Origin of the sequence: Corynebacterium sp. 21KM1197 (assembly GCF_033783015.1) — a bacterium.
In the GTDB taxonomy this organism is placed as follows: Bacteria; Actinomycetota; Actinomycetes; order Mycobacteriales; family Mycobacteriaceae; genus Corynebacterium.
Genome location: NZ_CP123907.1, coordinates 1,163,661 through 1,184,663 on the forward strand (window position 1 = coordinate 1,163,661; position 21,003 = coordinate 1,184,663).

Sequence of the window (21,003 nt, forward strand, 5' to 3'; positions counted from 1 at the left end):
CTCCTAGAGGTAGCGGTAAATATCGTCGGGAGTCAGGCCGCGTGAAAGCATGATGACCTGCGCCCAATACATGAGCTGGGAGACTTCCTCCGCCAACTCCTCCTTGGACTGGTATTCCGCCGCCATCCACACCTCGGCGGCCTCCTCGACCACCTTCTTGCCGATGCCATGCACGCCGGAGGCCAGCGCTGCGGCGGTGGCGGAATCCTCCGGGCTGGCCTGCGCGCGGGACTGCAATTCCTGATAGAGGGAGTCAAAGTTCTTCACGGGGAAGATTATTTCATGCCGGGGCGATCTGGGTGAACCATCTCTCAATATCCTCGGCCCGCACCCCGGCAAAGGAGCGCGAACCGTCCCGCACCTCCTGCATGAGCAGCGTGCCGGGCACGGCGTCGTGGGGATCCTCCGGCAGGCCAATCACCCGGCATCCGGCGGCCACGGCGGCGCTCATGCCCGCCGGGGAATCCTCAAAGACCAGGCACTCCCCCGGCGGCACCCCCACCCGGCGGGCGGCCTCCAGATACATGTCCGGGGCGGGCTTGAAGCGCGGTACCTCGTCCCCGGCCACGGAATCGCGGAAAAACTCCGTCCCCACCGCCTCGATGGCCCTATCGGCCAGGCTACGCTCGGTATTCGTGGTCACCAGCATGGGAATGCCGCGTTGGTGCAGGGCGGCGAGGAGTTCGCGCACGCCGGGCCTGGGGGCTAGTGATTGCGCAAAGAGTTCGCCCACGCGGGCAAACATGGCGTCGTGAAGCACCCGCGCCTCCTGCTCGGTGACGGTGACCCCGGCGTGCTCGGCGCAGACCCGCAGGGTGTTGCCAAAGGAACCGCCCACGGTGGCCGCGCGCAGCTCCGGGGTCAGGCGGCGGCCCAGGCGCTCGCTGAGCTCATAGGTGGCTATTCCCCACAGCGGCTCGGAGTCCACCAGGGTGCCGTCCATGTCCCAGAAGATGGCGCGGGGTGCGGCGGGGCTATTCCAGGACGGGGAGGTCATGTAGGGCCTCTTCCTCCACTCCGGTGGCTCGGGCGATGGCGCGGAAGAGGTCGTTGAGTTCGGCGTACTCCTCCGGTTCCAGGACCGCGCCGTGGTGCTTCTCATTAAACGTGTGCAGTTCCGCGATGGTGGCGCGCAGGAACACGGGCACGGCCTCCGGGGGCTCCCCCTCCACCCGATCGAGCAGGGTGTGCAGGATGGCTCGCAACTCCTCCAGGGCTGCGGGATCGAAGGGCTGATCCCAGCGATCCTTCTCCTCCTCTTGCAGGTACGCCCCGGAGACGAAGGTGGTGAGGTCGGTGAGGAACTGATCGACGGCCGGTTGGAACTCGCTGCGAATGGCGGCGGAGGGAGTACTCATGGAATCCATTGTGGGGTATGCCGCCTACAAACGCACGCCCAGCAGGGCGTCCACGGCTGCCACCACCGCACTGCCCTGCCCCTCATCGGAGCAGGTGCGCGCCCACTCGTCCAGGGCCGCCAGCGCACCGGGGGTATCGAGGTCATCGGCTAGCCGCTCGCGCACCTCGGTGACCACCGCCTGCGCGTGGTCGATGGAACCACCCCGGCGGGCGGCCTCGCGCCAGTAGGCCAGGCGCCGCTCGGCGGCGGTGAGCACCTCCTGCGACCAATCGCGGTCGCTGCGGTAGTGCCCGGAGAACACGCCCAGGCGAATGGCGCTGGGATCGTGCCCCGCGCGCACCAGGTCGGAGACGAACACCAGGTTGCCCAGGGACTTGGACATCTTCGTGCCGTCCAGGGCCATCATGCCGGCGTGGACGTAGTGCCCCGCCATGCGCTCGACCCCCAGCGCGGACTCCGCGTGCGCGGCGGAAAACTCGTGGTGCGGGAAGATGAGGTCGCTGCCCCCGCCCTGCACCGCAAAGTGCGCCCCCAGGCGATTGGTGGCGATGGCGGAGCACTCGATGTGCCAGCCGGGGCGACCGGGCCCAAAGGGGGAATCCCAGGCGGGCTCGCCGGGGCGCTGCGCGCGCCACACCAGGGCGTCGAGGCTGTGCGCCTTGCCCGGGCGCTCGGGATCGCCGCCGCGCTCGGCAAAGAACTCCTCCATCTGCGCCCAGGAATAGCGGGATTCGTAGCCAAACTGCTCGGTGGCATCCACGGAGGCATACACGTCCGGGTACTCCGCGTCATCCACGGTATAGGCCGCTCCGCTGTCCAGCAGCGCGGAAACCATCGCGATGACCTCGTCCACGGATTCCATCGCGCCCACGTAATCCCGCGGCGGAATCACGCTCAGCGCCTCCATATCCCCGCGGAACTTATCAATCTGCGAGGTCCCCAGTTCGCGCCAGTCCACCCCATCCCGCGCCGCGCGCTCAAAAAGCGGATCGTCCACGTCCGTGATGTTTTGCACGTAATGTACCGCGTGCCCATTATCCAGGAGCACCCGGTTTACCAGGTCAAAGGCCAAGTAAGTGGCGGCGTGGCCGAGGTGTGTGGAGTCATAGGGAGTAATCCCGCAGACGTAGATTCCCACCGGGCCGTCCTCCGGGATCTCCACCTCGCGCACGGCCCGATCGGCGGTGTCATAGAGGCGCAGCGCGACGGGGCTGCCGGGGACGGAGGGAACGGAGGGTGAGGGCCAAGAACGCATGGCTTACACCCTAACCTTTTTGCCCCGGGAGCGGTGGGCGGCGGGGTGCTTATCGACGCCACCGGGCCCACACGGCTACGGCGGCCCCTTAGAGTAGCCCCACGGCCAGCAGGATCATCACGAGGATGCCCAGCGGAATGCGGTAGGCCGCGAACCACACGAAGGAGTGGTTGGCCACGAACTTCAGCAGCCAGGCGATGCAGGCATAGCCCAGCACGAAGCAGATCGCCGTGCCCACCAGCAGTTGCCCGCCCGAGGCCGCCTGCCCCACGGCGGGATCAAAGACGTCCTTGAGGGAGAACAAACCGGAGGCCATGACGGCGGGAATGGCCAGCAGGAAGGAAAATCTCGTGGCCACCTCGCGCTCCAACCCAAGGAAGAGGCCACCGGAGATGGTGCCGCCGGAGCGCGAGACCCCGGGGATCAGCGCCAGGCACTGGCACAAGCCCATCACCACGGCGTCCTTCATGGTCAGTTGCTCGAAGGAGCGATCCTTGCGGCCGATCTTTTCCGCGAGGATGAACACAAAGGAAAACAGGATCAGCACGGTGGCCGTGATCCAGAGGTTGCGCAGGGTATCGCGGATGGCGTCCTGGAACAGCACGCCCACCACGCCGATGGGCACGGAACCGGCAATCACCATCCAGCCCATGCGGTAATCGAATCCCCGCAGGTCCTTGTTGAACAGGCCCCGGAACCACGCGGTGACGATCTTCCAAATATCGCGGGCAAAGTACACCACCACCGCGAGTTCGGTGCCCAACTGCACCACGGCGGTAAAGGAGGCACCGGCGTCGGCGCCCCAGAACAGCTCGGAGACGATACGCAGGTGCCCGGAGGAACTCACCGGCAGGAACTCGGTGAGGCCCTGGACAATGGAGAGCACGATCACCTGGATCCAGGACATCTGCCCGGTATCGGCGGCAGCGGAAGCAAGCACGGTCATATCAGTCACCCGCATGACCCTACTACTAGGCTAGGTCCGGTGGACTTAAGAACACTGGGGCAATCCGGGTTACGGGTATCCGCGCTGGGGCTGGGCACCGCGCACTGGGGGCAGCGCGTGGCTCTCGACGCCACCCCCGCCCTCCTGCGCGCCTTCCTCGACGCCGGGGGCAACCTGGTGGACATCTCCTCCGTGGCGGCGATGGCGGGCCTGGGGCGCGATCTGCGCCAGCCCGAACTGGTGCTTTCCGCGGCCTCCGGGGTCAATCCCGATTCCCCTGCGGGGCGCCGCGTGGATTGCTCCCGGCGCTCCCTGCTCAATGACCTGGATCGGATACTTCAAGGATTAGGCCTAGAGCACCTGGATTTGTGGAGCGTGGCCTACTGGGACCCGCACACCCCGGTGGAGGAAATAGCCGGGGCCATAGAGCACGCGGTGGACACCGGCAGGGTGCGCTACGCCGGGGTGCGCGGTTATTCGGGCTGGCAGGTGGCCGTGACCCACGCGCGCCGGGGCCTGGTGGCCGCGCAGGTGCCCTATTCCCTGCTCATGCGCGAGGCGGAACTGGAGGTCATGCCCGCAGCCGAGTACCTGGGGGTGGGGATCATCGCCGCCGATCCCCTCGCCCACGGGGTGCTCACGGGCGAGATTGCCCCCGAGGATCCCCACGCGCCCCGGTTGCGGGGGCAGCGCGCCGGAAAGATCGCGGAGGCCCTGCGCACCGCGGCGGAGGGGCTGGGCATTTCCGCCGGGACGGCGGCGGTGGCGTGGGTGCGCCAGCGCGAGGCCGTGGCTTCCACTCTGGTGGAGGCCCACGTCCCGGAGGATATTGCGCGGTGTGCCCGGGCTACCCTGCCGGGGCCGATTCACAAGGCGCTTGACGATATATCTCGGTGAGGGCACTGCTAGAGTTCCTAGTGTGAAAACGGGTGTGAAGATGGCGAAAAGGGCGAAGTACACGGCCGCGCTCGCGCTGGCGGGCACGGCGCTGCTGGCGGCGGGCTGCCAATCGCAGATTCCCTCGGACCTCGGGGACGATATGGGCAATGCCACCGCCGTGGCCTCGCCCCCCAGCGATAATCCCGCCGGTGAGATCATCTCCCTGCCGGGGCAGGCGGCCCAGGTACAGGCGCTGGAGAGCGTGGGCGAGGTTCTTGCGGTGCGCTCGGCGGACTCCTTGAGCGTGGGTACCGTGGCGGATTTCCGGGATAACTCCGCCACCACGATCAATCTTGCCCCCGAGTGCGGGGAACTCACGGCCACGGATTCCGCCTTCGTGGTGGCCTGCGGGCAGGAGGTGCGCCTGTATCCGGCGGATAACCCGGATAACGAGCAGGTGCGCGCGGTGGAACACCCGGCCACCGCCGCCACGGTGCTCAGCAGCGGCGAGCTGGTTACGGCCAACGACGTCGATAGCGAGGTGGTGATCTACCCCGAGGAGGGTGATCCCACGACCATCGGGGTGGCCGCCCCCACCACGCAGTTGCTCTCGCTCCCCATCGAGGGTGCCCCCGACGCGATCGTGCGCACCTGGGCGCAGGACACCACCATTCAGGACGTGGACTGGGCCAATGACCGCGAGGGGGGGCGCCTGCGCGTGGGCCTGGGCGTGGGGCGGATCAGCGCGGGTTCCGGGGGGTTGCTGCTGGCCTCCGATACCACCGGTAACCAATTGGCGGTGTACACCACGGACGAGGTGATTCGCCTGCACCAGACGGCGCCGGTGCCGGAATCCCCCTGGGCCGTGGCCTGGGACGATCAGCACAAGGTGGCCTGGGTGGCCTCCACGGCGGGCAATCTGCTCACCGGCTGGGATATTTCCCAGGGCGTGCCGCAGCAGCGCTATGATCTTCCCACCATCGCGCAGGCCACCTCCCTCGTGGCCCTCGATTCGGGAACCCTCGTGCTGGCCTCCGCCAGCGGCGAGGGCCTCCAAGTGATTCCTAACCCCACCTCTTCCACGTAAGGATTCCTTATGGGTGCTATCCGTAATACCGCTTACCGCCTGATCCTCAAGGGGCTCTTCACCATGGAGCCGGAGCGCGTTCATAACATGGTGAACGATGTTTTGGGCGCGTTGCAGTTTGTGGGGCCGCTCAATCGCCTGATCGGCCGCGTCATGCCCGTGCGCGATCCGATCCTGGAACAGGAGGTCTTTGGGGTGGTATTCCCCCGGCCCCTGGGCTTGGCGGCCGGCTTTGATAAGTCCGCCAACTCCCCCGACCTGTGGACCCCCCTGGGCTTTGGTTACGCGGAGATCGGCACCGTGACCGCCTCCCCGCAGCCGGGCAATCCCGCCCCGCGCCTGTTCCGCCTCAAGGCGGACCGGGGAATCCTCAACCGCATGGGCTTTAATAATCCCGGTGCCGCCCAGGTGGCCACCAACCTGTATCGCCGCCGCTATGAGGACATCGTGGGCGTGAACATCGGCAAGACCAAGGTGGTGCCCCTGGAGGGAGCGGTGGAGGATTACCGCCGCTCCGCCAACCTCGTGGAGCACCTGGCCACCTACCTGGTGGTCAATGTCTCCTCCCCCAATACCCCCGGGCTGCGGGACTTGCAGGCGGTGGAGTCCCTGCGGCCGATCTTGCAGGCGGTGCAGGAGACTACCGACGCCCCCGTGCTGGTAAAGATCGCCCCGGATCTGTCCGACGAGGACGTGGATGCCGTGGCGGATCTGGCCCTGGAACTGGGCCTGGCGGGGATCGTGGCCACCAATACCACCATCTCGCGGGAGGGCCTGGCCACCCGCAAGGTGGAGGAACTGGGCCCCGGCGGGGTATCCGGCCCCCCGGTGGCGGCGCGCTCCCTGGAGGTTCTTTCCCGGCTGCGCGGCCGGGTGGGCGATCGGTTGGTGCTGATCTCCGTGGGCGGCATCGAGACCCCGCAGCAGGCCTGGGAGCGGATCGCCGCCGGGGCCACCCTGCTTCAGGGCTACACCGGCTTGATCTACGGCGGCCCCGATTGGATCAGGGATATTCACCGGGGCCTGGCCGATCAGATCCGCGCCCAGGGCTTTACCAATATCTCCGAGGCCGTGGGCTGCGGGCGTCCCTGGGTGGATTAGTTCTCGTACCAGCCCCACAGCACGGCGCGGCCCAGGGAGTGGAAGTAGAGCTGGAAGCCCAGCACGGTGGGGCTGGCGTTCGCGTCAATGTCGAGTTTTTCCACGTCCACGGCGTGCACCGCAAAGAGGTAGCGGTGCGGCCCGTGGCCCTCGGGTGGCTGCGGTCCGTAGTAGGCGCGCTGCCCGCTATCGCCGATGAGGGTGAGGGCGGCGTCGATAGTTTCCTCGCTGCCGATCTCGGTGACGTTGGCGGGAATGTTGCACACCGCCCAGTGCCAGAAGCCGGCGGCGGTGGGAGCATCCGGGTCAAAGCAGGTGATGGCGAGGGACTTGGTGCCCTCGGGGAGGTCGGACCAGGCGAGGTGTGGTGCGCGGGAACGCGGCGCGGCGAGGTCCTCGGGAAGGCGCTGCCCGTCCTCGAAGTCGCGGGAATGAAGCGGGAACTCGGGGAGATCCTTGAGCGGGGCGTAGGGATCGGGGCCGGGGAATCGGGAATCGTTAGCGTAGGAATAACTCATGCCCTCCACTACTACACGAACTTTCATCCGTGTTATTCCCAATCCGGGAAAATGCGCCGTGAACTGCGGATTTGTGGCTAAATGTGGGGGTGGGTTAAGGTAAACGTCGTTCGCATGAACCACCTGCCCGGGTGGCGGAATGGCAGACGCGCTAGCTTGAGGTGCTAGTGTCCTATTAACGGACGTGGGGGTTCAAGTCCCCCTCCGGGCACAGATTCGGTAAAGACCCGCCAGATGGCGGGTCTTTTTTCCTTTGTAGGATGGCCCTATGCTTATTCGCTCATACCAGCCCAGTGACCGAGACGCAGCCGTGGAGGTTCTTGCCCGCGCCTTCCACGGCGACCCCTCCTTTGGTCGGGTGGCCAAGTTGGCCACCTCCTCCGATACCTGGGGCGTGATCAAGGAGATCTTTAGCCTCCAGATCACCCACGAGTACGAGCCCACCGGGGTCATCGACATCGCGGAGGAGGACGGGGAAATCCTTGGCGTGGCGCTGTGGAACGCCCCGGAGGAGCCGAAAGCGAGGCTCTCCGATCAGGCGCAGGCGCTGAAGCGATACGCCAAGATCTTTGGCCGCAACCTGCCCACCATGTATCTCCGGGAGCGGGAGTTGGCGGCCCACCACCCCAAGTTCCCCCACTGGTACCTCTACGCCCTGGCGGTCTCTCCCGCGGCCCAGGGCAAGGGCGTGGGTTCGCAACTGCTGAAAACCGGCATGGAGCGGGCCGGGGACCAGGCCGTGTACCTGGAATCCTCCACGCGGCGCTCGGCCAAACTCTATGCCTCGCTGGGGTTCGCCCCGCTGGGTGAACTGCCTCTTCACGGCGAGGGCCCCACGGAGTTGGCCATGTGGCTGCCGCCGAGCATTCCCGAAGCGTGAGGGACTTCCTCAGCGGCCTCCTCCGCGATGCCTGGCGGGCCGTGCGCGCGTGGTCGTGGGGGCGTCGCCTCGCGGTGATCGCGGCCCTGGCCTGCTTCTGCGCGATCACCCTGTGGGCGGAGGTTCCGGGGCTTTCCACCCTACGCCAGTGGGCGGAGCACACGGGGGCGTGGTTCCCGGTGCTTTTTTGGTTCCTCTACGTGGGCATCACGCAGTTTCCCATTCCCCGAACCCTGCTCACCCTGGCCTCCGGCGTGCTCTTTGGCCCCTGGTGGGGCGTGGCACTAGCGTTGAGCGCCACCACGGCCTCCGCGGTGGTATCCCTCCTGCTGGTGCGCGGGCTGCTGGGCGAGTGGATTCGTCCACGGTTGCGCCACCCCGCCGTGGCGGGGCTGAGCGAGAGATTGGCGCAGCGCGGCTGGTTGGCCGTGGGCTCCCTGCGGCTGATCGCGGGTATTCCCTTCAGCGTGCTCAACTATGCGGCGGCGCTCTCCCCCGTTCCCGCGCTCCCCTTTGCGCTGGCCACGGCGGTGGGATCGGCACCGGGCACCCTGGCCGTGGTGCTGCTGGGCGATTCCCTCACCGGCACGCCTAATTCCTCCCTCATCGCGGTGATGGTGTGTCTGGCCGCGGTGGGTGTGGCGGGGCTGGTGGCGGATCGCCGCCTGCCGGTGCGGGCGGGAGGGGGTTAAACTAAAGGAATGTTTGCCCTCCATGCTCGGTATCGTGGGCGCGCCACGCGGCGCGCTGATCTGGTGGAACGCTCCGCGCAGGCGCTGAGCACCGTGGCCGGGGTGGGTGCCTTTGAATCCCTGGGGGTGGAGGATATTCGCGCCCGGATTAGCACCCCAGAGGCGCTGTGCAACGTGGTCATGGCGCTGCTTTCCGACGGCGACTGGGCCATCGGCATTGGGCTTGGCGACGCCGCCCTAACCGAGGCCACCGGCAGCCTCAGCCGCGCGGCTCGCCCTGGCACGGTGAGCGTGGGGGCCACGGAGGGGGTGCGTGGGGCCGAGGACATCGCGGCGGTCTTTGCCCTGCTGGGCCAGGTGTTGGCCAAGCGCACGGTGGAGGGCCGGGAGGCCACCTCCCTGGTGCGCGGGGGCCTGAGCCAGAACGAGGCCGCCGCCGAGTTGGGTATTTCTAAGCAGGCGATGTCCCAACGCCTGCAAGCCGCCGGCTGGCACGCGGAAAATGCTGGCTGGCGGCTTGCGGTGAATCTGCTGCGCGGGGCGGCGGGTTAGCCCCCCTGCTCCTCCTTGACCAACTCGGCCAGGGAGGGATCAACGGGCTTGTTGGCCACGGCGTTGGCGGCCGCCACGGCGGCGGCGATCTCGGGGTCGGATTCCGTGGAGAACCAGCTATCGGTATTTTCCGGCTCGGCCATCTCCTTGGTTTCCGCGTCCACGGCCTGTGGCTCGTAGCGGAACACGCCCTCCTCGTCCTTCTTGGCCATAGCGCGGGCGAATTGTTCGAGGGAGTCACCGAACTGCGAGGGCACCATCCACATGGTGGAGGCCTTACCCTCGGCCATCTTGGGCAGCTTCTCTAGGTACTGATAGGCCAGCACCTCGGGGGTAAGCTTGGCGGACTTGATGGCGGCATTGACCTTTTGAATGGCGCGGGCCTCACCCTGGGCCTCCAGGTAGCGCGCGGCGCGGCGGCCCTCGGCGCGCAGAATCTCGGCCTGACGGTCCGCTTCGGCGGCCAGAATCGCGGCGTGCTTCTCGCCCTCGGCCGCCAGGATACGAGCCTGCTTCTCACCCTCGGCGGTCTTAATATCGGATTCCCGCTGACCCTCGGCGCTGAGGATCGTGGCGCGCTTTTCCCGATCCGCCTTCATCTGCATTTCCATGGACTGCTGAATGGAGGGCGGCGGATCGATGGCCTTGAGTTCCACGCGGCTAATGCGCAGCCCCCACTTGGTGGTGGCGGCGTCCAGTTCCCCGCGCAGGCGGCGGTTGATGACCTCGCGGGAGGTGAGAGTCTCCTCCAGGGTCATGCCGCCCACCACGTCGCGCAGCGTGGCCACGGAGATCTGCTCCACACCCACGATGTAGTTATCCACGCCGTAGATGGCGCGGGCGGGATCGTTGATCTGGAAGGTCACCACCGTGTCAATGGCTACGGTGAGGTTATCCTGCGTGATCACGGCCTGGGGCGGGAAGGAAACCACACGCTCGCGGGTATCCACGCGGGCGCGCACCCGGTCGAGGAACGGCACGAGGAAGGTCAGGCCGCCCTCCACCGTGCGGGTATAGCGACCCAGCCGCTCGATCACGGCGGCTTGCCCCTGCGGGATCAGCGCTATGGCCTTGATCACCAGCAGGGCGATAAAGAGGATTAGGACGATGAGGACAAGGAACCCTGGTTCCATTTAGTTTTCCTTCCAGACGATGGCTGTGGGGCCGTCGATACGCACGACGGTGACGTGCTCGCCCTCGCTGTACGAGGTGTGGGGATCAACGGTGATGGCAGACCAGATGCTGCCATCGAGCCTGATTTGTCCGCCCGCGCCCGAGTGCACGGTTTCCAGGACTTCCGCGCTGTGCCCCACCAATGCCTCGGAGGAGGTATCGAGGGCCAGGGGAACCTGCATCTTGCGGCGCAAAATGGGTTTGACAAAGAACAGCAGTCCGAGGGAGATGAGGGCAAAGGCCAGAACCTGAGCCCAAAGCGGCGCCCCGGTGAGAGCGACACCGCTGGCGGCGAGTGCCCCGCCGCCGAGCATGAGAAGGGTAAACTCCCCCACCGCTAGTTCCAGTCCCGCCAAAACGAGTGCTGCGATGAACCAAGCGATGATTTCCACCCCATCAAGCCTACCGAAAACACCGGGCTTAGGTAGCCCTGGCCAAACCTAGAGGAGATCGGACTTGCTGAGTTCCGGGGTGGTCACAAAGTCCACCAGGCGCTCCACCGCGCCGATGAGGGTGGAATCCACATCGCGGAAGGAACCCACGGCGTTGTACACGCGGCTCCACCCCTCCTTGGGGTCGGACCAGCCGAGCCTGCGGCACACCCCCGTTTTCCAATCCTCACCGTAGGGCACCTCCGGCCAGGCGCGCATGCCCAGGCGCTCCGGTTTTACCGCCGCCCAGATGTCAATGTAGGGGTGGCCGGTCACCAATACGTGCGGGCCCACCTGCTGCGTAAGCCGCGTCTCCTTGGAGCCCTCCACCAGGTGATCGGCCAGCACGCCCACGCGGCGCTGCGGACCGGGGCCAAACTCAGCCAGGCGCTCGGGAAGATGATCGAGGCCCTCAAGGTATTCCACCACCACGCCCTCCACGCGCAGGTCGTGGCCCCAAATCTTTTCCACGATGGCGGCGTCATGCACGCCCTCCACCCAAATGCGCGAGGGGGCGGCCACCTTGGCCTGTACGTTGCGTACCCGGCGGGAACCGGAATTGGAGCGCTGCGGGGCCTGTACTGGGACGTAGCGCGTGAGCGTCACCCGCTGCCCCTCGTAGAGGAAGGCCCCAGGACGCAGATGAAAGAGCCTCTGGGTGCCGCGGCGATCCTCCAAGCGCACAAAATCGCCATCGTAGGTGCGCTCGGTGCCGATGATCGCCCCCACGAAGTCCTGGGCGGCCACCTCCACCACCTCGCCCGGGGTAGCGGGCATGGTGGGATAGGTGGGGCGCTGGTTGCGGGAATGGCCGGAAAAAATGTCGCCATAGGGATCGTTTCTTGCCATGATGTCCTACACTACTGGGATCATGTCTATCCGCCCTCATGTGTATTCCCCGCTTCAACATAGCGCCCTGTGGCTGGGGGCATGGCTCCACGGCCACGAGTCCACGGACGCGCTGATCGATGCCCTGCTGGATCTCCACCAGCCGCACTCCGTGGAGATCCTGCACCGATTGCGCGCCACCGCGCTTCTTCATGGGGAGGAACCCGCCGTGCGCCTCGTGCTGGCCGGGCCGGCGCAGCCCACCGGGTTGCCCGCGCCCGCCGACGAGTACGGTGCGCTGCTTATTCCCGACGGCGATGGGCGCCACCACCACGTGCTCGTCGCGGTGCCGGACGCGGAGGAATGGCAGTGGCGGATCATCGAGGACCCACCCGCGCCCCTCTATCTTTCCCCCGGTGAGGCCGATCTGCGCCTGGCCGATGCCACCCGCGCGGCGGCAACCCTGATCGAGGAGCAGGGTTATCGAAGCAGCGATCTCACCCACCCGCGCCTGAGCGTGGGGCGGCTGAGCGATTTCTACGAAACCCCCGGCGTGCCCCGATCCACCCCACCCCGGGCCGCCAAGTTAATCGCGCGGGCGGATCGGGTGGCGGCGATCACGGAGACGCTGCTCGACCAGGTGGGCGACCACAGCCTCGATCCTGAACTGCTGAGGCTGGCCCGCTATATCCGCGAGGCCAGAATGATCGCGGTGGACTATGCAGTGCGGGACATGGGCCGCTTGGCGGGCTGACAGCACCCCTCGTGGCAGGCGGCACCATTGACGGTGCAGCCATTGACCGTGACGGCCCCCAGCCCCTCGGGCGTGCGGCCCGAGGTGTGCTCCTCCACCAGGTCCACCACCATCTGGGTAAACAGCGCGGTGGGCCCGGCGGTGCGGGTGCGCTCCATGTGCATACCGCGTTCGTCGGTGGCCTGGCGCAGCTCGGTATCGAGGTCCCACACCACCTCCATGTGATCGGAGATGAAACCGATGGGACACACCACCAGGTTCTTGATCCCCTGCTCATCGTGGAGGGCGGAGGCGTGATCCACGATGTCCGGCTCCAACCAGGGGATCGCGGGGCTGCCGGAGCGGGACTGCCACACCAGGTCGTACTCCTTAATCCCGGCCTCCTGGGCCACCAGGCGGGAGGCCTCGGCTACCTGGCGCTCGTAGAGCTGGGCGTCCTCGGGGCCCCCGGCGGCGTCGTTGGCGCTGAGCGGGACGGAGTGTGCGGTGAAGATCATGCGGGGGGAATCCTCGGCGGAGAACTGCGCGTAGGACTCGGTGACGGCCTGCGCCATCGCGGTGATGAACTTGGGGTGATCGTAGAACTGCCGCAACTTGGTAAAGGTGATCTCCGGGAGGCCCTTATCCGCGAGGTGCTGGCGAATCCGCTGAATGTCCTCGTCGTACTGGCGGCACCCGGAATAACCTCCCCAGGCGGAGGTGCTAAAGACGAGCGCGTTGCGCACGCCGTCGGCAGCCATCTTTTCTGCGGTCTCCTCCCCAAAGGGGTGCCAATTCCTATTGCCAAAGTAGATAGGGAGGTGGAGATCGCGGCGGAGCAATTCCTGCTCTACGTTGGCGATGATCTCCTTGTTGAGTCGATTGAGCGGGCTTATGCCGTCAAAGTGAAAGTAATGCTCCCCCACCACCTTGAGGCGCTCGCGCGGGATACCCCGCCCCCGCGTGACGTTTTCCAAAAATGGAACGACCTCCTCGGGTCCCTCGGGGCCGCCGAAGGAGAGAACGAGGAGGGCATCGTAGTGCTGCTCAAGGCTCATGGCACCAAGCCTACGACGTGGGCAAGAAGCAGAGCAAAGTTACACCATGCGCACGGCGTAGGGGCTCATTCCCGCCCAGCGCACCGGGGAGATCTGGACGTAGGAGCCGGACTGTGGCGCCTCGATCATCTGCCCATCGCCCAGGTAGATCGCCACGTGGTTATTGCCTGCCGGGCCATAGAAGATGAGGTCGCCGCGCTGCATGTTGCTGGGATCAATCTGGGTGCCGCGCTGGTACTGGTAGCCCGTGTAGTGCGGCAGGGAGATACCGGCACCGGCGAAGGCGTAGAGGGTGAGGCCGGAGCAATCAAAGCCCACCTTGTTGTAGTCCCCGTAGGAATCGGCCACGCCGCCGTCGCGGATACCCTGGCTGGGGCCGCTGGCGGTGCCGCCGCCCCAGGCATAGGGCTGGCCCACCTGCGACATCGCGCGGGCGATCACCGTCTCGATGATCTCGGAGCGTGCGCCGCTGACCACGGAGCTGGACAGTTCAGAGGAACTACTGGACCCCAGCGCGCCGACGCCGATCTCCTCGGCTTCTCCGCTGCCCACCGCGGGTTCCTCTTCCACGGTTTCCTCAACCACGGACTCTTCGGTCACCGGCTCCTCGGTCGCGCTGGCCTCGGGCGTGCTCTCATAGGTCACCTCCGCCTCGGGGGTGGGCTCCCAGGAGGGGGTTTCCTCCTCGGCGGTGGGCAGTGCTTCTACTGCTTCTACTGCCTCTACTGCTTCTTCCGTGACCACGGGCTCGCTGGTGGCGGGGGTGGCCTCTTCCGTGCTTTCGACGACGGGAGCCTCCGTCGCGGTGGGGGTTTCCTCGGGGGTTACTTCCTCCGTGGTAGCACCCGGGTTTTGGATCTCCGCGACCTCGGCGGCCTGAGCGTCCTCATCCTGGGGATAGGGATTATCCAGACGGGTGTGCTCGGGTTGGCGGCTCTCCACCACGGCCGCAGCCGCCGCTGCGGCAGCCCGCTGGCGCTCGTTCTGTTTCGCGGCTTCCTCGGCCTTTTTACGCGCCTCCGCCGCTTGACGTTCCTGCTCCTTGGCGCGGCGTTCCTTCTCCTGCGCCTGATACTTGTCAAACTCCTCGCGCTGATTTAACAGGCTTTGGGCATTGCCCTTGGCGGCGTCGAGCTGGTGCTGCGCCCACCGCTGCTCGGTGAGGAGCCGTTCGTGTTCCTGCGTGCTTTCGGCCAGTGCACGAGAATTTTCATCGATGGCGGCCTGCGCGGAGTCCTGGGCCTGCTGGGCCTCCGCCTCGCGTTGCTCGGCGATATTGCGCGCCTCGCGCAGCTCGGATTCCTTGTTGGCCGTGATGGTGCGGGCGCGATCCAATTCCTCGATGGCCTGCCGCTGCTTCTCCGAGTTCGTGCGCAGATAGGTGTTGCGATCAAGGGCCTCCTCCGAGGTGGATTCCCCGGACACCGCGCCCAGGGGGCTCGAGGCTCCGCGACGGTACGCGGTGCGCGAGATCTCGTTGAGGGTGCCCTGGGCCTTTTCCAGCTCCTTTTGGCTGTTCCCCAGCTCCGTTTTGGCCGCAGCGGCGGCCTGGCGCGCCTGCTCGGCGGTGCCCTGTGCATCGTGGAGATCCACGAGGGACTTGTTCACCGCCTCGCGCAACTCACCCATGGAAAGTTCCAGGCGGGCGAGGCGTTCCTGGGCGGAACTAACCTGCCCGGCGAGATCCGCTACGGAGGCGGCACCGGATTCCAGGGCCCGGTGTGCGCGCTCTAGATCATCGTCACTGGGGTTGGTGGGAGCGGCCGCAACCGGCATGATTGCGGAGAGCGAGGAGGCGCACACGACCGTGGCGACGCTAACTCGCACCATGTGTTTCAAAGAGGCGTTCTTGGACTTCCTAGACGCAGTGGTTCCCACAAAAGTCTCCCTTCGGAGCCAGTAGTAAAGCCTAAAGGCTTTACCGGCTTCCGTGAAGCGTGCTGACACGGAGGTGGCGCACGGGTCGCGCGAGCCTGCCGACGGGTGGCGAGCGGCACCGGAGGATCAGGGGCAAGCTTCCCCACGTGCCCATATCTTTCCGTTGTGCCACTCACGGTTACCCGTACACCTCAAGTCTCATAACTTGAAGAACGCCTCGTGCAACTCGTGCGCCAATAGAAAAACAATATGCCACCCTTTTCTCATAAGTCCCATCCGATGTGCGCGCTGGGGTGCAGCGAGAGGGGTGCTCACGCTGAGTTGGGCGATTATCCAGCGGAAACGGTGCGGTTAGTATTTTTTGTGATTTGAACCACTATTTGAAACTCTCGCGTGTCGGTGCTTGACAGTCAAGTTTTCTCTCTTGACCTTCAGGTAGGTGGCGGCGAGGGTGAATAAGCAGACGACGAGCGCGGTGAGGGAAAGGGGCGTCCAGGGAATCGGTGCGGTGGAAAGGTGGGCCGGATACTCCCGCACGGCGGTGGCATAGTTAGCGGTGCTGAGGAAATCATCCTGGGCACGCTCGATGTCGTCCCGGGAGTAAACCGAGCTGACCGTGGCGCCCGATCCCGGGGCGCGCACGATCACCGTGTCAAGGTCTGTTCCTTGATGAAGTTCCTGCGCGAGGTCGCGGAGATCGGCGGTGTGAGTGGGAGTGAAATCGAGGACTGCGATGCCGAAGCTCCCCTGCCCGGACTCCTCGGCGGCGTCGATAGCCGCGATCAGTTTGTCGCGGTAGGTGGTATCGGTGCTGCCCTTGCCGTGGATCGCCACGCCTTGATCGCTGATCTGGGTACGCAGGGTGTCGAAGTCAATCTTTTCCGGGATCACCGTCATTCTCCTCCTGGCGCGTGGGGGTGCTTCCCTATTTATATATGCCGGGCCGAGGGCGGGGTGCCGCGGCGTGGGATTCACCAACAGAACGCACGTACTGTTATGATGCTGTGAAACGAGGAGCCGGTGTGAGCCGGATAGTAAACTCGTGGATAAGCCTCGTGGAAACGCTGGACTCCGGCTCCGGCGACGAGTCTTAACTCTCAACCCGTTAGGAAATGGAGCTCACTGTGATAGAAAGCAAGAACTCCTTTGACGCCAAGCGGAAGCTGAAGGTTGGCGACAAGGAATACGACTACTTTGCTCTCGATGCCGTGGACGGCATGGACAAGCTGCCCTATTCCCTGAAGGTGCTCGGCGAGAACCTGCTGCGCACCGAGGACGGCAAGAACGTCACCGAGGATCACATTCGCGCCATTGCGAACTGGGATCCCAAGGCCGAGCCCTCCACGGAAATTCAGTTCACCCCGGCTCGCGTGCTCATGCAGGACTTCACCGGCGTGCCCTGCGTGGTGGACCTTGCCACCATGCGCGAGGCCGTGACCGCTCTGGGTGGGGACCCGGACCAGGTGAACCCCCTGAACCCGGCGGAGATGGTGATTGACCACTCCGTGATCGTGGAGGCCTTCGGTGGCCCGGAGGCCCTGGCCAAGAACGTGGAGATCGAGTACCAGCGCAACGAGGAGCGCTACCAGTTCCTGCGCTGGGGCTCGGAGAACTTCTCCAACTTCCGCGTGGTGCCCCCCGGAACCGGCATCGTGCACCAGGTGAACATCGAGTACCTCTCCCGCGTGGTCTTTGACAACGAGGGCGTGGCCTACCCGGACACCTGTATTGGCACGGACTCCCACACCACCATGGAAAACGGCCTGGGCATCCTGGGCTGGGGAGTGGGTGGCATCGAGGCCGAGGCCGCCATGCTGGGCCAGCCCGTGTCCATGCTGATCCCCAAGGTGGTGGGCTTCAAGCTCACCGGCGAGATCCCGGTGGGTGTGACCGCCACGGATGTGGTGCTCACCATCACCGATATGCTGCGCAAGCACGGCGTGGTGCAGAAGTTCGTGGAGTTCTACGGCAACGGCGTGAAGTCCGTGCCGCTGGCTAACCGCGCCACTATCGGCAATATGTCCCCCGAGTTCGGTTCCACCTGCGCGATCTTCCCGATCGACGAGGAGACCGTCAATTACCTGCGCTTGACCGGCCGCCCAGAGGAGCAGGTGGAGCGCGTGGAGGCCTACGCCAAGGCGCAGGGCATGTGGCTGGAGCAGGACGCCCCCGAGGCCGAGTACTCCGAGTACCTGGAGCTGGACCTCTCCACCGTGGTGCCCTCCATCGCCGGGCCGAAGCGCCCGCAGGACCGCATCCTGCTCACGGACTCCAAAAAGACCTTCCGCGAGCAGCTCGGTACCTTCACCAACGATCCGATCTGCGAGGATGACTCCCCCGCCGGTGCCCGCATGGAGGCCGAGGGCGAGGCCGAGGATTCCGCCGAGGCTCTGGTGGCCGGCTACAACTCCTCCCCCCGCGGTCACGGCGAGTCCGCCGCCGAGGGCGCCAAGGGCCGCCAGTCCAAGCCCGTGGTGGTGAAGTCCCCCAACGGTGGTCACTACACCCTGGATCACGGCATGGTGGCCATCGCCTCCATCACCTCGTGCACCAACACCTCCAACCCCTCGGTGATGGTGGGCGCGGGCCTGATTGCCCGCAAGGCCGCCGCCAAGGGTCTGAAGTCCAAGCCGTGGGTCAAGACGATCTGCGCCCCCGGTTCCCAGGTGGTGGACGGCTACTTCAAGCGCGCCGATCTGTGGAAGGACCTGGAGGCCCTGGGCTTCTACCTCTCCGGCTTCGGCTGCACCTCCTGCATCGGTAACTCCGGCCCCCTGCCGGAGGAGGTTTCCGAGGCCATTAACGATAATGACCTCACCGCCACCGCCGTGCTCTCCGGTAACCGTAACTTCGAGGGCCGCATCTCCCCCGATGTGAAGATGAACTACCTGGCCTCCCCGATCATGGTCATCGCCTACGCCATCACCGGCACGATGGACTTTGACTTTGAGACCCAGCCGCTGGGCCAGGACCAGGACGGCAACGACGTATTCCTCAAGGACATCTGGCCCTCCACGGAGGAGATCGAGTCCACCATCGCGGAGTGCATCACCCGCGAGATGTACGTGGAGGACTATGCCGACGTGTTCAAGGGCGATGAGCAGTGGCAGAACCTGGACGTGCCCACCGGCAAGACCTTCGAGTGGGACGAGGAATCCACCTACATCCGCAAGGCCCCGTACTTCGAGGGCATGCCCATCGAGCCCGCCCCGGTGGAGGATATCCACGGCGCTCGCGTGCTGGCCAAGCTGGGTGACTCCGTGACCACGGATCACATCTCCCCCGCCTCCGCCATCAAGCCGGGCACCCCGGCCGCGCAGTACCTGGATTCCCGAGGCGTGGAGCGCCAGGATTACAACTCCCTGGGTTCGCGTCGTGGTAACCACGAGGTGATGATGCGCGGTACCTTCGCCAACATTCGCTTGCAGAATCAGCTGGTGGACGTGCAGGGCGGTTACACCCGGGACTTCACCCAGGAGGGCGGCCCGCAGTCCTTCATCTTCGATGCCTGCCAGAACTACAAGGCCGCCGGCACCCCGCTCGTGGTGATCGCCGGCAAGGAGTACGGCACGGGCTCCTCCCGTGACTGGGCCGCCAAGGGCACCAACCTGCTGGGCGTGCGCGCGGTGATCACGGAGTCCTTCGAGCGTATTCACCGCTCCAACCTCATCGGCATGGGCGTGATTCCGCTTCAGTTCCCCGAGGGCTCCTCGCACGAGTCCCTGGGCCTGGACGGCACGGAGGTCTTTGATCTCACGGGTATTACCGCCCTGAATGATGAGGCCGTCGGTATCCCGGAGACGGTGCACGTCACCGCCACCAAGGACAACGGCGAGAAGATCGAGTTTGACGCCAAGGTGCGCATCGATACCCCCGGTGAGGCGGATTACTACCGTCACGGCGGCATCTTGCAGTACGTGCTGCGCTCGATGGCCAAGGCTCAGTAGCGTCGAACCGTGCCCGTCGTTAGCGAAGCGGAGCTGGAACGGCGCCGCCACGACATCCTCGAGGGAGCACGCAGGTGCTTTGGGGAGTTCGGCTACGAGGGCGCGACGGTGCGACGCCTTGAGGCGGCGACGGGAAAGTCGCGGGGGGCGATCTTTCATCATTTCGGTGATAAGGAATCGCTCTTCCTCGCCATCGCTCGGCAGGACGCGGAGCGCCAGGCCGATGTGGTGGCCGCCGAGGGCCTCGTGGAGGTGATGCGGGACATTCTGGATCACCCGGAGCGCCATGATTGGCTGGCCACCCGGTTGGAGATCGCCAGAATGTTGCGCACCGATGCGTCCTTTCGGGCCCGCTGGCAGCAGCACCAGGAGGTGTTGGATCGGGCGGTGCGCACGCGCCTGGAGCGTAATGCGAAGCAGGATCGTATGCGTACCGACGTCCCGGTGGACGTGCTCATCATCTACCTGGAAACGGTGATGGAGGGGCTCATTACCCAACTCGCCTCCGGGCAGCCGGTGGAGGGCCTGAATCGTATGCTTGACGTGGTGGAAGCCTCGGTCAGGAAGTAAGGTAGACCGCTTAGTTCATATTTTCCCCGGATTAATATAGACTAAGCGGTATGTCTTTATTTCTACTGCTCTCCCTGCGCGAGAACGAGGCCGTGGCGGCCTCGGAATATCGGGACTTTGTGCAGGCTACCGGCCTGAATCGCGAGCAGTTAGAACAACGAATATTTGATTCCGCGGACTTTCGGGTGGGAGACGTATCGGAATACTCCGGGGTATTCGTGGGCGGCAGTTCCCTGAACATGAGCAATGCCCAGTACAGCGACTGGCAGCGGGCCGTGGTGCGCGAACTCACCGAGCTCATTGACTCCCCCACCCCGGTATTTTTCACCTGTTTTGGCACCGGGCTCATCGCCCAGGTGCTCGGGGGCAGCATCGGGCACGAACACGCGGAGGAAACCAGCGCCAGCCGGGTGGAGATCACCGCCGCGGGAAGCACGGACCCAGTGTTTGGGGCGCTACCGGGTTCCTTCGCGGCCTTTACCGGCCACACGGAGTGCGTGGCCTCGCTCCCGGAGGGGGTCACCGTGGTGGCCAGCGGCCCCACCTGCCCGGTGCAGGCGCTGCGGGTTGGGCAGCACACCTGGTCCACGCAGTTCCACCCGGAGGTGAATATCGAGGGCATGGCGCGCCGCATGAACTTTTATCGCGATCACGGTTACTTCCGGGATGAGGAATACGAGCAGATCGTAGAATCGCTGCGGGGCGTGGATACAGCCCCGGCGCACCAGATTCTGCGGAACTTCGTGGGCTACTGCGAGGCGCGGCGGGGGGCGCGGGCGCTGAGCACAGTGAACACAGCCAGCACCGAGGGGGAAGCCGATTACACTATCAAGGCATGTACGCGATCATGACCGTCACGGGCCAGGATCACACCGGCATCATCGCCGCGGTGACCTCCGCCCTGGCCCGCCAGAACATCAATATCCTCGACGTCTCCCAAACCCTCATGGATCAGTGGTTCACCATGATCCTGCGGGTGGAGTTTGATGAGGCGGAGCACGGGATCGCCGCCATTCAGAGGCAGATGGTGGCGGTGGAGGAGGAACAAAACCTCACCATTCGCCTGCAATCGGAGGCGCTGTTTAGCGCGGTCAATGAGGTATAGGGGGCAGGGC

The 21,003-nt window shown here is 65.6% G+C and carries 23 protein-coding genes and 1 tRNA gene; 12 read left to right on the forward strand and 12 right to left on the reverse strand.

The features are described from left to right. Nucleotides 1–3: 3 nt before the first annotated feature. The 5 genes from OLW90_RS05665 to OLW90_RS05685 all read right to left on the reverse strand — a co-directional run bounded on the left by OLW90_RS05665 (nt 4) and on the right by OLW90_RS05685 (nt 3,576). Complete coding sequence (locus tag OLW90_RS05665) at nt 4–267, reverse strand: phosphoribosyl-ATP diphosphatase (RefSeq protein ID WP_319651770.1); 264 nt, start codon at nt 265–267, stop codon at nt 4–6. 13 nt (nt 268–280) lie between these two features. Then, nucleotides 281–997 (reverse strand): HAD family phosphatase, encoded by a 717-nt coding sequence (locus OLW90_RS05670; RefSeq protein ID WP_319651771.1) that lies wholly within the window; start codon nt 995–997, stop codon nt 281–283. Further along, entirely contained in the window at nt 975–1,358 is a 384-nt protein-coding gene (locus tag OLW90_RS05675; RefSeq protein ID WP_319651772.1) for a hypothetical protein, read from the reverse strand. The genes OLW90_RS05670 and OLW90_RS05675 overlap by 23 nt, the downstream gene beginning before the upstream one ends. 24 nt (nt 1,359–1,382) lie before the next feature. After that, nucleotides 1,383–2,615, reverse strand: coding sequence for a cysteine--1-D-myo-inosityl 2-amino-2-deoxy-alpha-D-glucopyranoside ligase (gene mshC / locus OLW90_RS05680; protein ID WP_319651773.1), 1,233 nt, complete (start codon nt 2,613–2,615; stop codon nt 1,383–1,385). 88 nt (nt 2,616–2,703) lie between these two features. After that, nucleotides 2,704–3,576 carry an undecaprenyl-diphosphate phosphatase gene (locus OLW90_RS05685; protein ID WP_413464490.1) on the reverse strand — a complete coding sequence of 291 codons (873 nt, stop codon included), beginning with the start codon at nt 3,574–3,576 and terminating at the stop codon, nt 2,704–2,706. Nucleotides 3,577–3,600: 24 nt separating this feature from the next. Between OLW90_RS05685 and OLW90_RS05690 the strand changes: the two genes are divergently transcribed. From OLW90_RS05690 to OLW90_RS05700, 3 genes are read left to right on the forward strand one after another with little or no spacing between them, the layout of a single operon-like run. Further along, nucleotides 3,601–4,458, forward strand: coding sequence for an aldo/keto reductase (locus OLW90_RS05690; RefSeq protein WP_319651774.1), 858 nt, complete (start codon nt 3,601–3,603; stop codon nt 4,456–4,458). Nucleotides 4,459–4,498: 40 nt separating this feature from the next. Then, a complete protein-coding gene (locus OLW90_RS05695; RefSeq protein ID WP_319651775.1) occupies nt 4,499–5,527 on the forward strand; it encodes a hypothetical protein in 1,029 nt (342 codons plus the stop codon). Nucleotides 5,528–5,536: 9 nt separating this feature from the next. Further along, nucleotides 5,537–6,628 carry a quinone-dependent dihydroorotate dehydrogenase gene (locus OLW90_RS05700; protein WP_319651776.1) on the forward strand — a complete coding sequence of 364 codons (1,092 nt, stop codon included), beginning with the start codon at nt 5,537–5,539 and terminating at the stop codon, nt 6,626–6,628. Here the strand turns inward: OLW90_RS05700 and OLW90_RS05705 are convergent. Beyond that, a complete protein-coding gene (locus tag OLW90_RS05705; protein WP_413464491.1) occupies nt 6,625–7,173 on the reverse strand; it encodes a YbhB/YbcL family Raf kinase inhibitor-like protein in 549 nt (182 codons plus the stop codon). The two genes, OLW90_RS05700 and OLW90_RS05705, sit on opposite strands and share 4 nt — an antisense overlap. A 98-nt stretch (nt 7,174–7,271) precedes the next feature. Here OLW90_RS05705 and OLW90_RS05710 point away from each other — a divergent pair. From OLW90_RS05710 to OLW90_RS05725, 4 genes are all read left to right on the forward strand, one after another. Then, a tRNA-Leu gene (locus OLW90_RS05710) sits at nt 7,272–7,357 on the forward strand. 57 nt (nt 7,358–7,414) lie between these two features. After that, nucleotides 7,415–8,026: a GNAT family N-acetyltransferase gene (locus OLW90_RS05715; protein ID WP_319651777.1), complete on the forward strand. Its 612-nt coding sequence runs from the start codon at nt 7,415–7,417 to the stop codon at nt 8,024–8,026. Beyond that, a complete protein-coding gene (locus OLW90_RS05720; protein ID WP_319651778.1) occupies nt 8,023–8,718 on the forward strand; it encodes a TVP38/TMEM64 family protein in 696 nt (231 codons plus the stop codon). Before OLW90_RS05715 ends, OLW90_RS05720 begins: the two co-directional genes overlap by 4 nt. A 9-nt stretch (nt 8,719–8,727) precedes the next feature. Continuing rightward, nucleotides 8,728–9,270, forward strand: coding sequence for a MarR family transcriptional regulator (locus OLW90_RS05725; RefSeq protein WP_319651779.1), 543 nt, complete (start codon nt 8,728–8,730; stop codon nt 9,268–9,270). On the opposite strand, the gene OLW90_RS05730 is transcribed toward OLW90_RS05725, so the two are convergent. Genes OLW90_RS05730 through OLW90_RS05740 form a run of 3 tightly spaced genes read right to left on the reverse strand, consistent with a single transcriptional unit; the run spans nt 9,267 to nt 11,723 of the window. Beyond that, nucleotides 9,267–10,403 carry an SPFH domain-containing protein gene (locus OLW90_RS05730; RefSeq protein WP_319651780.1) on the reverse strand — a complete coding sequence of 379 codons (1,137 nt, stop codon included), beginning with the start codon at nt 10,401–10,403 and terminating at the stop codon, nt 9,267–9,269. The genes OLW90_RS05725 and OLW90_RS05730 overlap by 4 nt on opposite strands. After that, entirely contained in the window at nt 10,404–10,835 is a 432-nt protein-coding gene (locus OLW90_RS05735; protein WP_319651781.1) for an NfeD family protein, read from the reverse strand. Nucleotides 10,836–10,883: 48 nt separating this feature from the next. Continuing rightward, nucleotides 10,884–11,723 (reverse strand): DUF3097 domain-containing protein, encoded by an 840-nt coding sequence (locus OLW90_RS05740; RefSeq protein ID WP_319651782.1) that lies wholly within the window; start codon nt 11,721–11,723, stop codon nt 10,884–10,886. A gap of 22 nt (nt 11,724–11,745) precedes the next feature. Between OLW90_RS05740 and OLW90_RS05745 the strand changes: the two genes are divergently transcribed. Further along, entirely contained in the window at nt 11,746–12,456 is a 711-nt protein-coding gene (locus OLW90_RS05745; RefSeq protein ID WP_319651783.1) for a hypothetical protein, read from the forward strand. Here OLW90_RS05745 and OLW90_RS05750 read toward each other — a convergent pair. The 3 genes from OLW90_RS05750 to OLW90_RS05760 all read right to left on the reverse strand — a co-directional run bounded on the left by OLW90_RS05750 (nt 12,420) and on the right by OLW90_RS05760 (nt 16,268). After that, complete coding sequence (locus tag OLW90_RS05750) at nt 12,420–13,493, reverse strand: ferrochelatase (RefSeq protein ID WP_319651784.1); 1,074 nt, start codon at nt 13,491–13,493, stop codon at nt 12,420–12,422. The two genes, OLW90_RS05745 and OLW90_RS05750, sit on opposite strands and share 37 nt — an antisense overlap. A 39-nt stretch (nt 13,494–13,532) precedes the next feature. Further along, nucleotides 13,533–15,323, reverse strand: coding sequence for a DIP1281 family NlpC/P60 protein (locus OLW90_RS05755; protein ID WP_413464539.1), 1,791 nt, complete (start codon nt 15,321–15,323; stop codon nt 13,533–13,535). 399 nt (nt 15,324–15,722) lie between these two features. After that, nucleotides 15,723–16,268 carry a DUF6676 family protein gene (locus tag OLW90_RS05760; protein WP_319651786.1) on the reverse strand — a complete coding sequence of 182 codons (546 nt, stop codon included), beginning with the start codon at nt 16,266–16,268 and terminating at the stop codon, nt 15,723–15,725. Between the two features lie 227 nt (nt 16,269–16,495). Between OLW90_RS05760 and can the strand changes: the two genes are divergently transcribed. The 4 genes from can to OLW90_RS05780 are packed head-to-tail and all read left to right on the forward strand — an operon-like array spanning nt 16,496 to nt 20,993. After that, nucleotides 16,496–19,318, forward strand: a complete 2,823-nt coding sequence (can, locus tag OLW90_RS05765; protein ID WP_319651787.1) for an aconitate hydratase — start codon at nt 16,496–16,498, stop codon at nt 19,316–19,318. Between the two features lie 9 nt (nt 19,319–19,327). Next, a complete protein-coding gene (locus tag OLW90_RS05770; RefSeq protein WP_319651788.1) occupies nt 19,328–19,888 on the forward strand; it encodes a helix-turn-helix domain-containing protein in 561 nt (186 codons plus the stop codon). A gap of 50 nt (nt 19,889–19,938) precedes the next feature. Next, nucleotides 19,939–20,739 carry a glutamine amidotransferase gene (locus tag OLW90_RS05775; RefSeq protein ID WP_319651789.1) on the forward strand — a complete coding sequence of 267 codons (801 nt, stop codon included), beginning with the start codon at nt 19,939–19,941 and terminating at the stop codon, nt 20,737–20,739. Continuing rightward, nucleotides 20,724–20,993, forward strand: a complete 270-nt coding sequence (locus OLW90_RS05780) for an ACT domain-containing protein (protein WP_319651790.1) — start codon at nt 20,724–20,726, stop codon at nt 20,991–20,993. The genes OLW90_RS05775 and OLW90_RS05780 overlap by 16 nt, the downstream gene beginning before the upstream one ends. Nucleotides 20,994–21,003: the final 10 nt, after the last annotated feature.

Bases quoted from the DNA above. Each gene is read 5' to 3' on its own strand.
- OLW90_RS05670 (WP_319651771.1), bottom strand. From the start codon at position 997: ATGACCTCCCCGTCCTGGAATAGCCCCGCCGCACCCCGCGCCATCTTC.
- OLW90_RS05675 (WP_319651772.1), bottom strand. From the start codon at position 1,358: ATGAGTACTCCCTCCGCCGCCATTCGCAGCGAGTTCCAACCGGCCGTC.
- mshC (WP_319651773.1), bottom strand. From the start codon at position 2,615: ATGCGTTCTTGGCCCTCACCCTCCGTTCCCTCCGTCCCCGGCAGCCCC.
- OLW90_RS05685 (WP_413464490.1), bottom strand. From the start codon at position 3,576: ATGCGGGTGACTGATATGACCGTGCTTGCTTCCGCTGCCGCCGATACC.
- OLW90_RS05695 (WP_319651775.1), top strand. From the start codon at position 4,499: ATGGCGAAAAGGGCGAAGTACACGGCCGCGCTCGCGCTGGCGGGCACG.
- OLW90_RS05700 (WP_319651776.1), top strand. From the start codon at position 5,537: ATGGGTGCTATCCGTAATACCGCTTACCGCCTGATCCTCAAGGGGCTC.
- OLW90_RS05705 (WP_413464491.1), bottom strand. From the start codon at position 7,173: ATGAAAGTTCGTGTAGTAGTGGAGGGCATGAGTTATTCCTACGCTAAC.
- OLW90_RS05715 (WP_319651777.1), top strand. From the start codon at position 7,415: ATGCTTATTCGCTCATACCAGCCCAGTGACCGAGACGCAGCCGTGGAG.
- OLW90_RS05725 (WP_319651779.1), top strand. From the start codon at position 8,728: ATGTTTGCCCTCCATGCTCGGTATCGTGGGCGCGCCACGCGGCGCGCT.
- OLW90_RS05730 (WP_319651780.1), bottom strand. From the start codon at position 10,403: ATGGAACCAGGGTTCCTTGTCCTCATCGTCCTAATCCTCTTTATCGCC.
- OLW90_RS05740 (WP_319651782.1), bottom strand. From the start codon at position 11,723: ATGGCAAGAAACGATCCCTATGGCGACATTTTTTCCGGCCATTCCCGC.
- OLW90_RS05745 (WP_319651783.1), top strand. From the start codon at position 11,746: ATGTCTATCCGCCCTCATGTGTATTCCCCGCTTCAACATAGCGCCCTG.
- OLW90_RS05750 (WP_319651784.1), bottom strand. From the start codon at position 13,493: ATGAGCCTTGAGCAGCACTACGATGCCCTCCTCGTTCTCTCCTTCGGC.
- OLW90_RS05755 (WP_413464539.1), bottom strand. From the start codon at position 15,323: ATGGTGCGAGTTAGCGTCGCCACGGTCGTGTGCGCCTCCTCGCTCTCC.
- OLW90_RS05760 (WP_319651786.1), bottom strand. From the start codon at position 16,268: ATGACGGTGATCCCGGAAAAGATTGACTTCGACACCCTGCGTACCCAG.
- OLW90_RS05775 (WP_319651789.1), top strand. From the start codon at position 19,939: ATGTCTTTATTTCTACTGCTCTCCCTGCGCGAGAACGAGGCCGTGGCG.
- OLW90_RS05780 (WP_319651790.1), top strand. From the start codon at position 20,724: ATGTACGCGATCATGACCGTCACGGGCCAGGATCACACCGGCATCATC.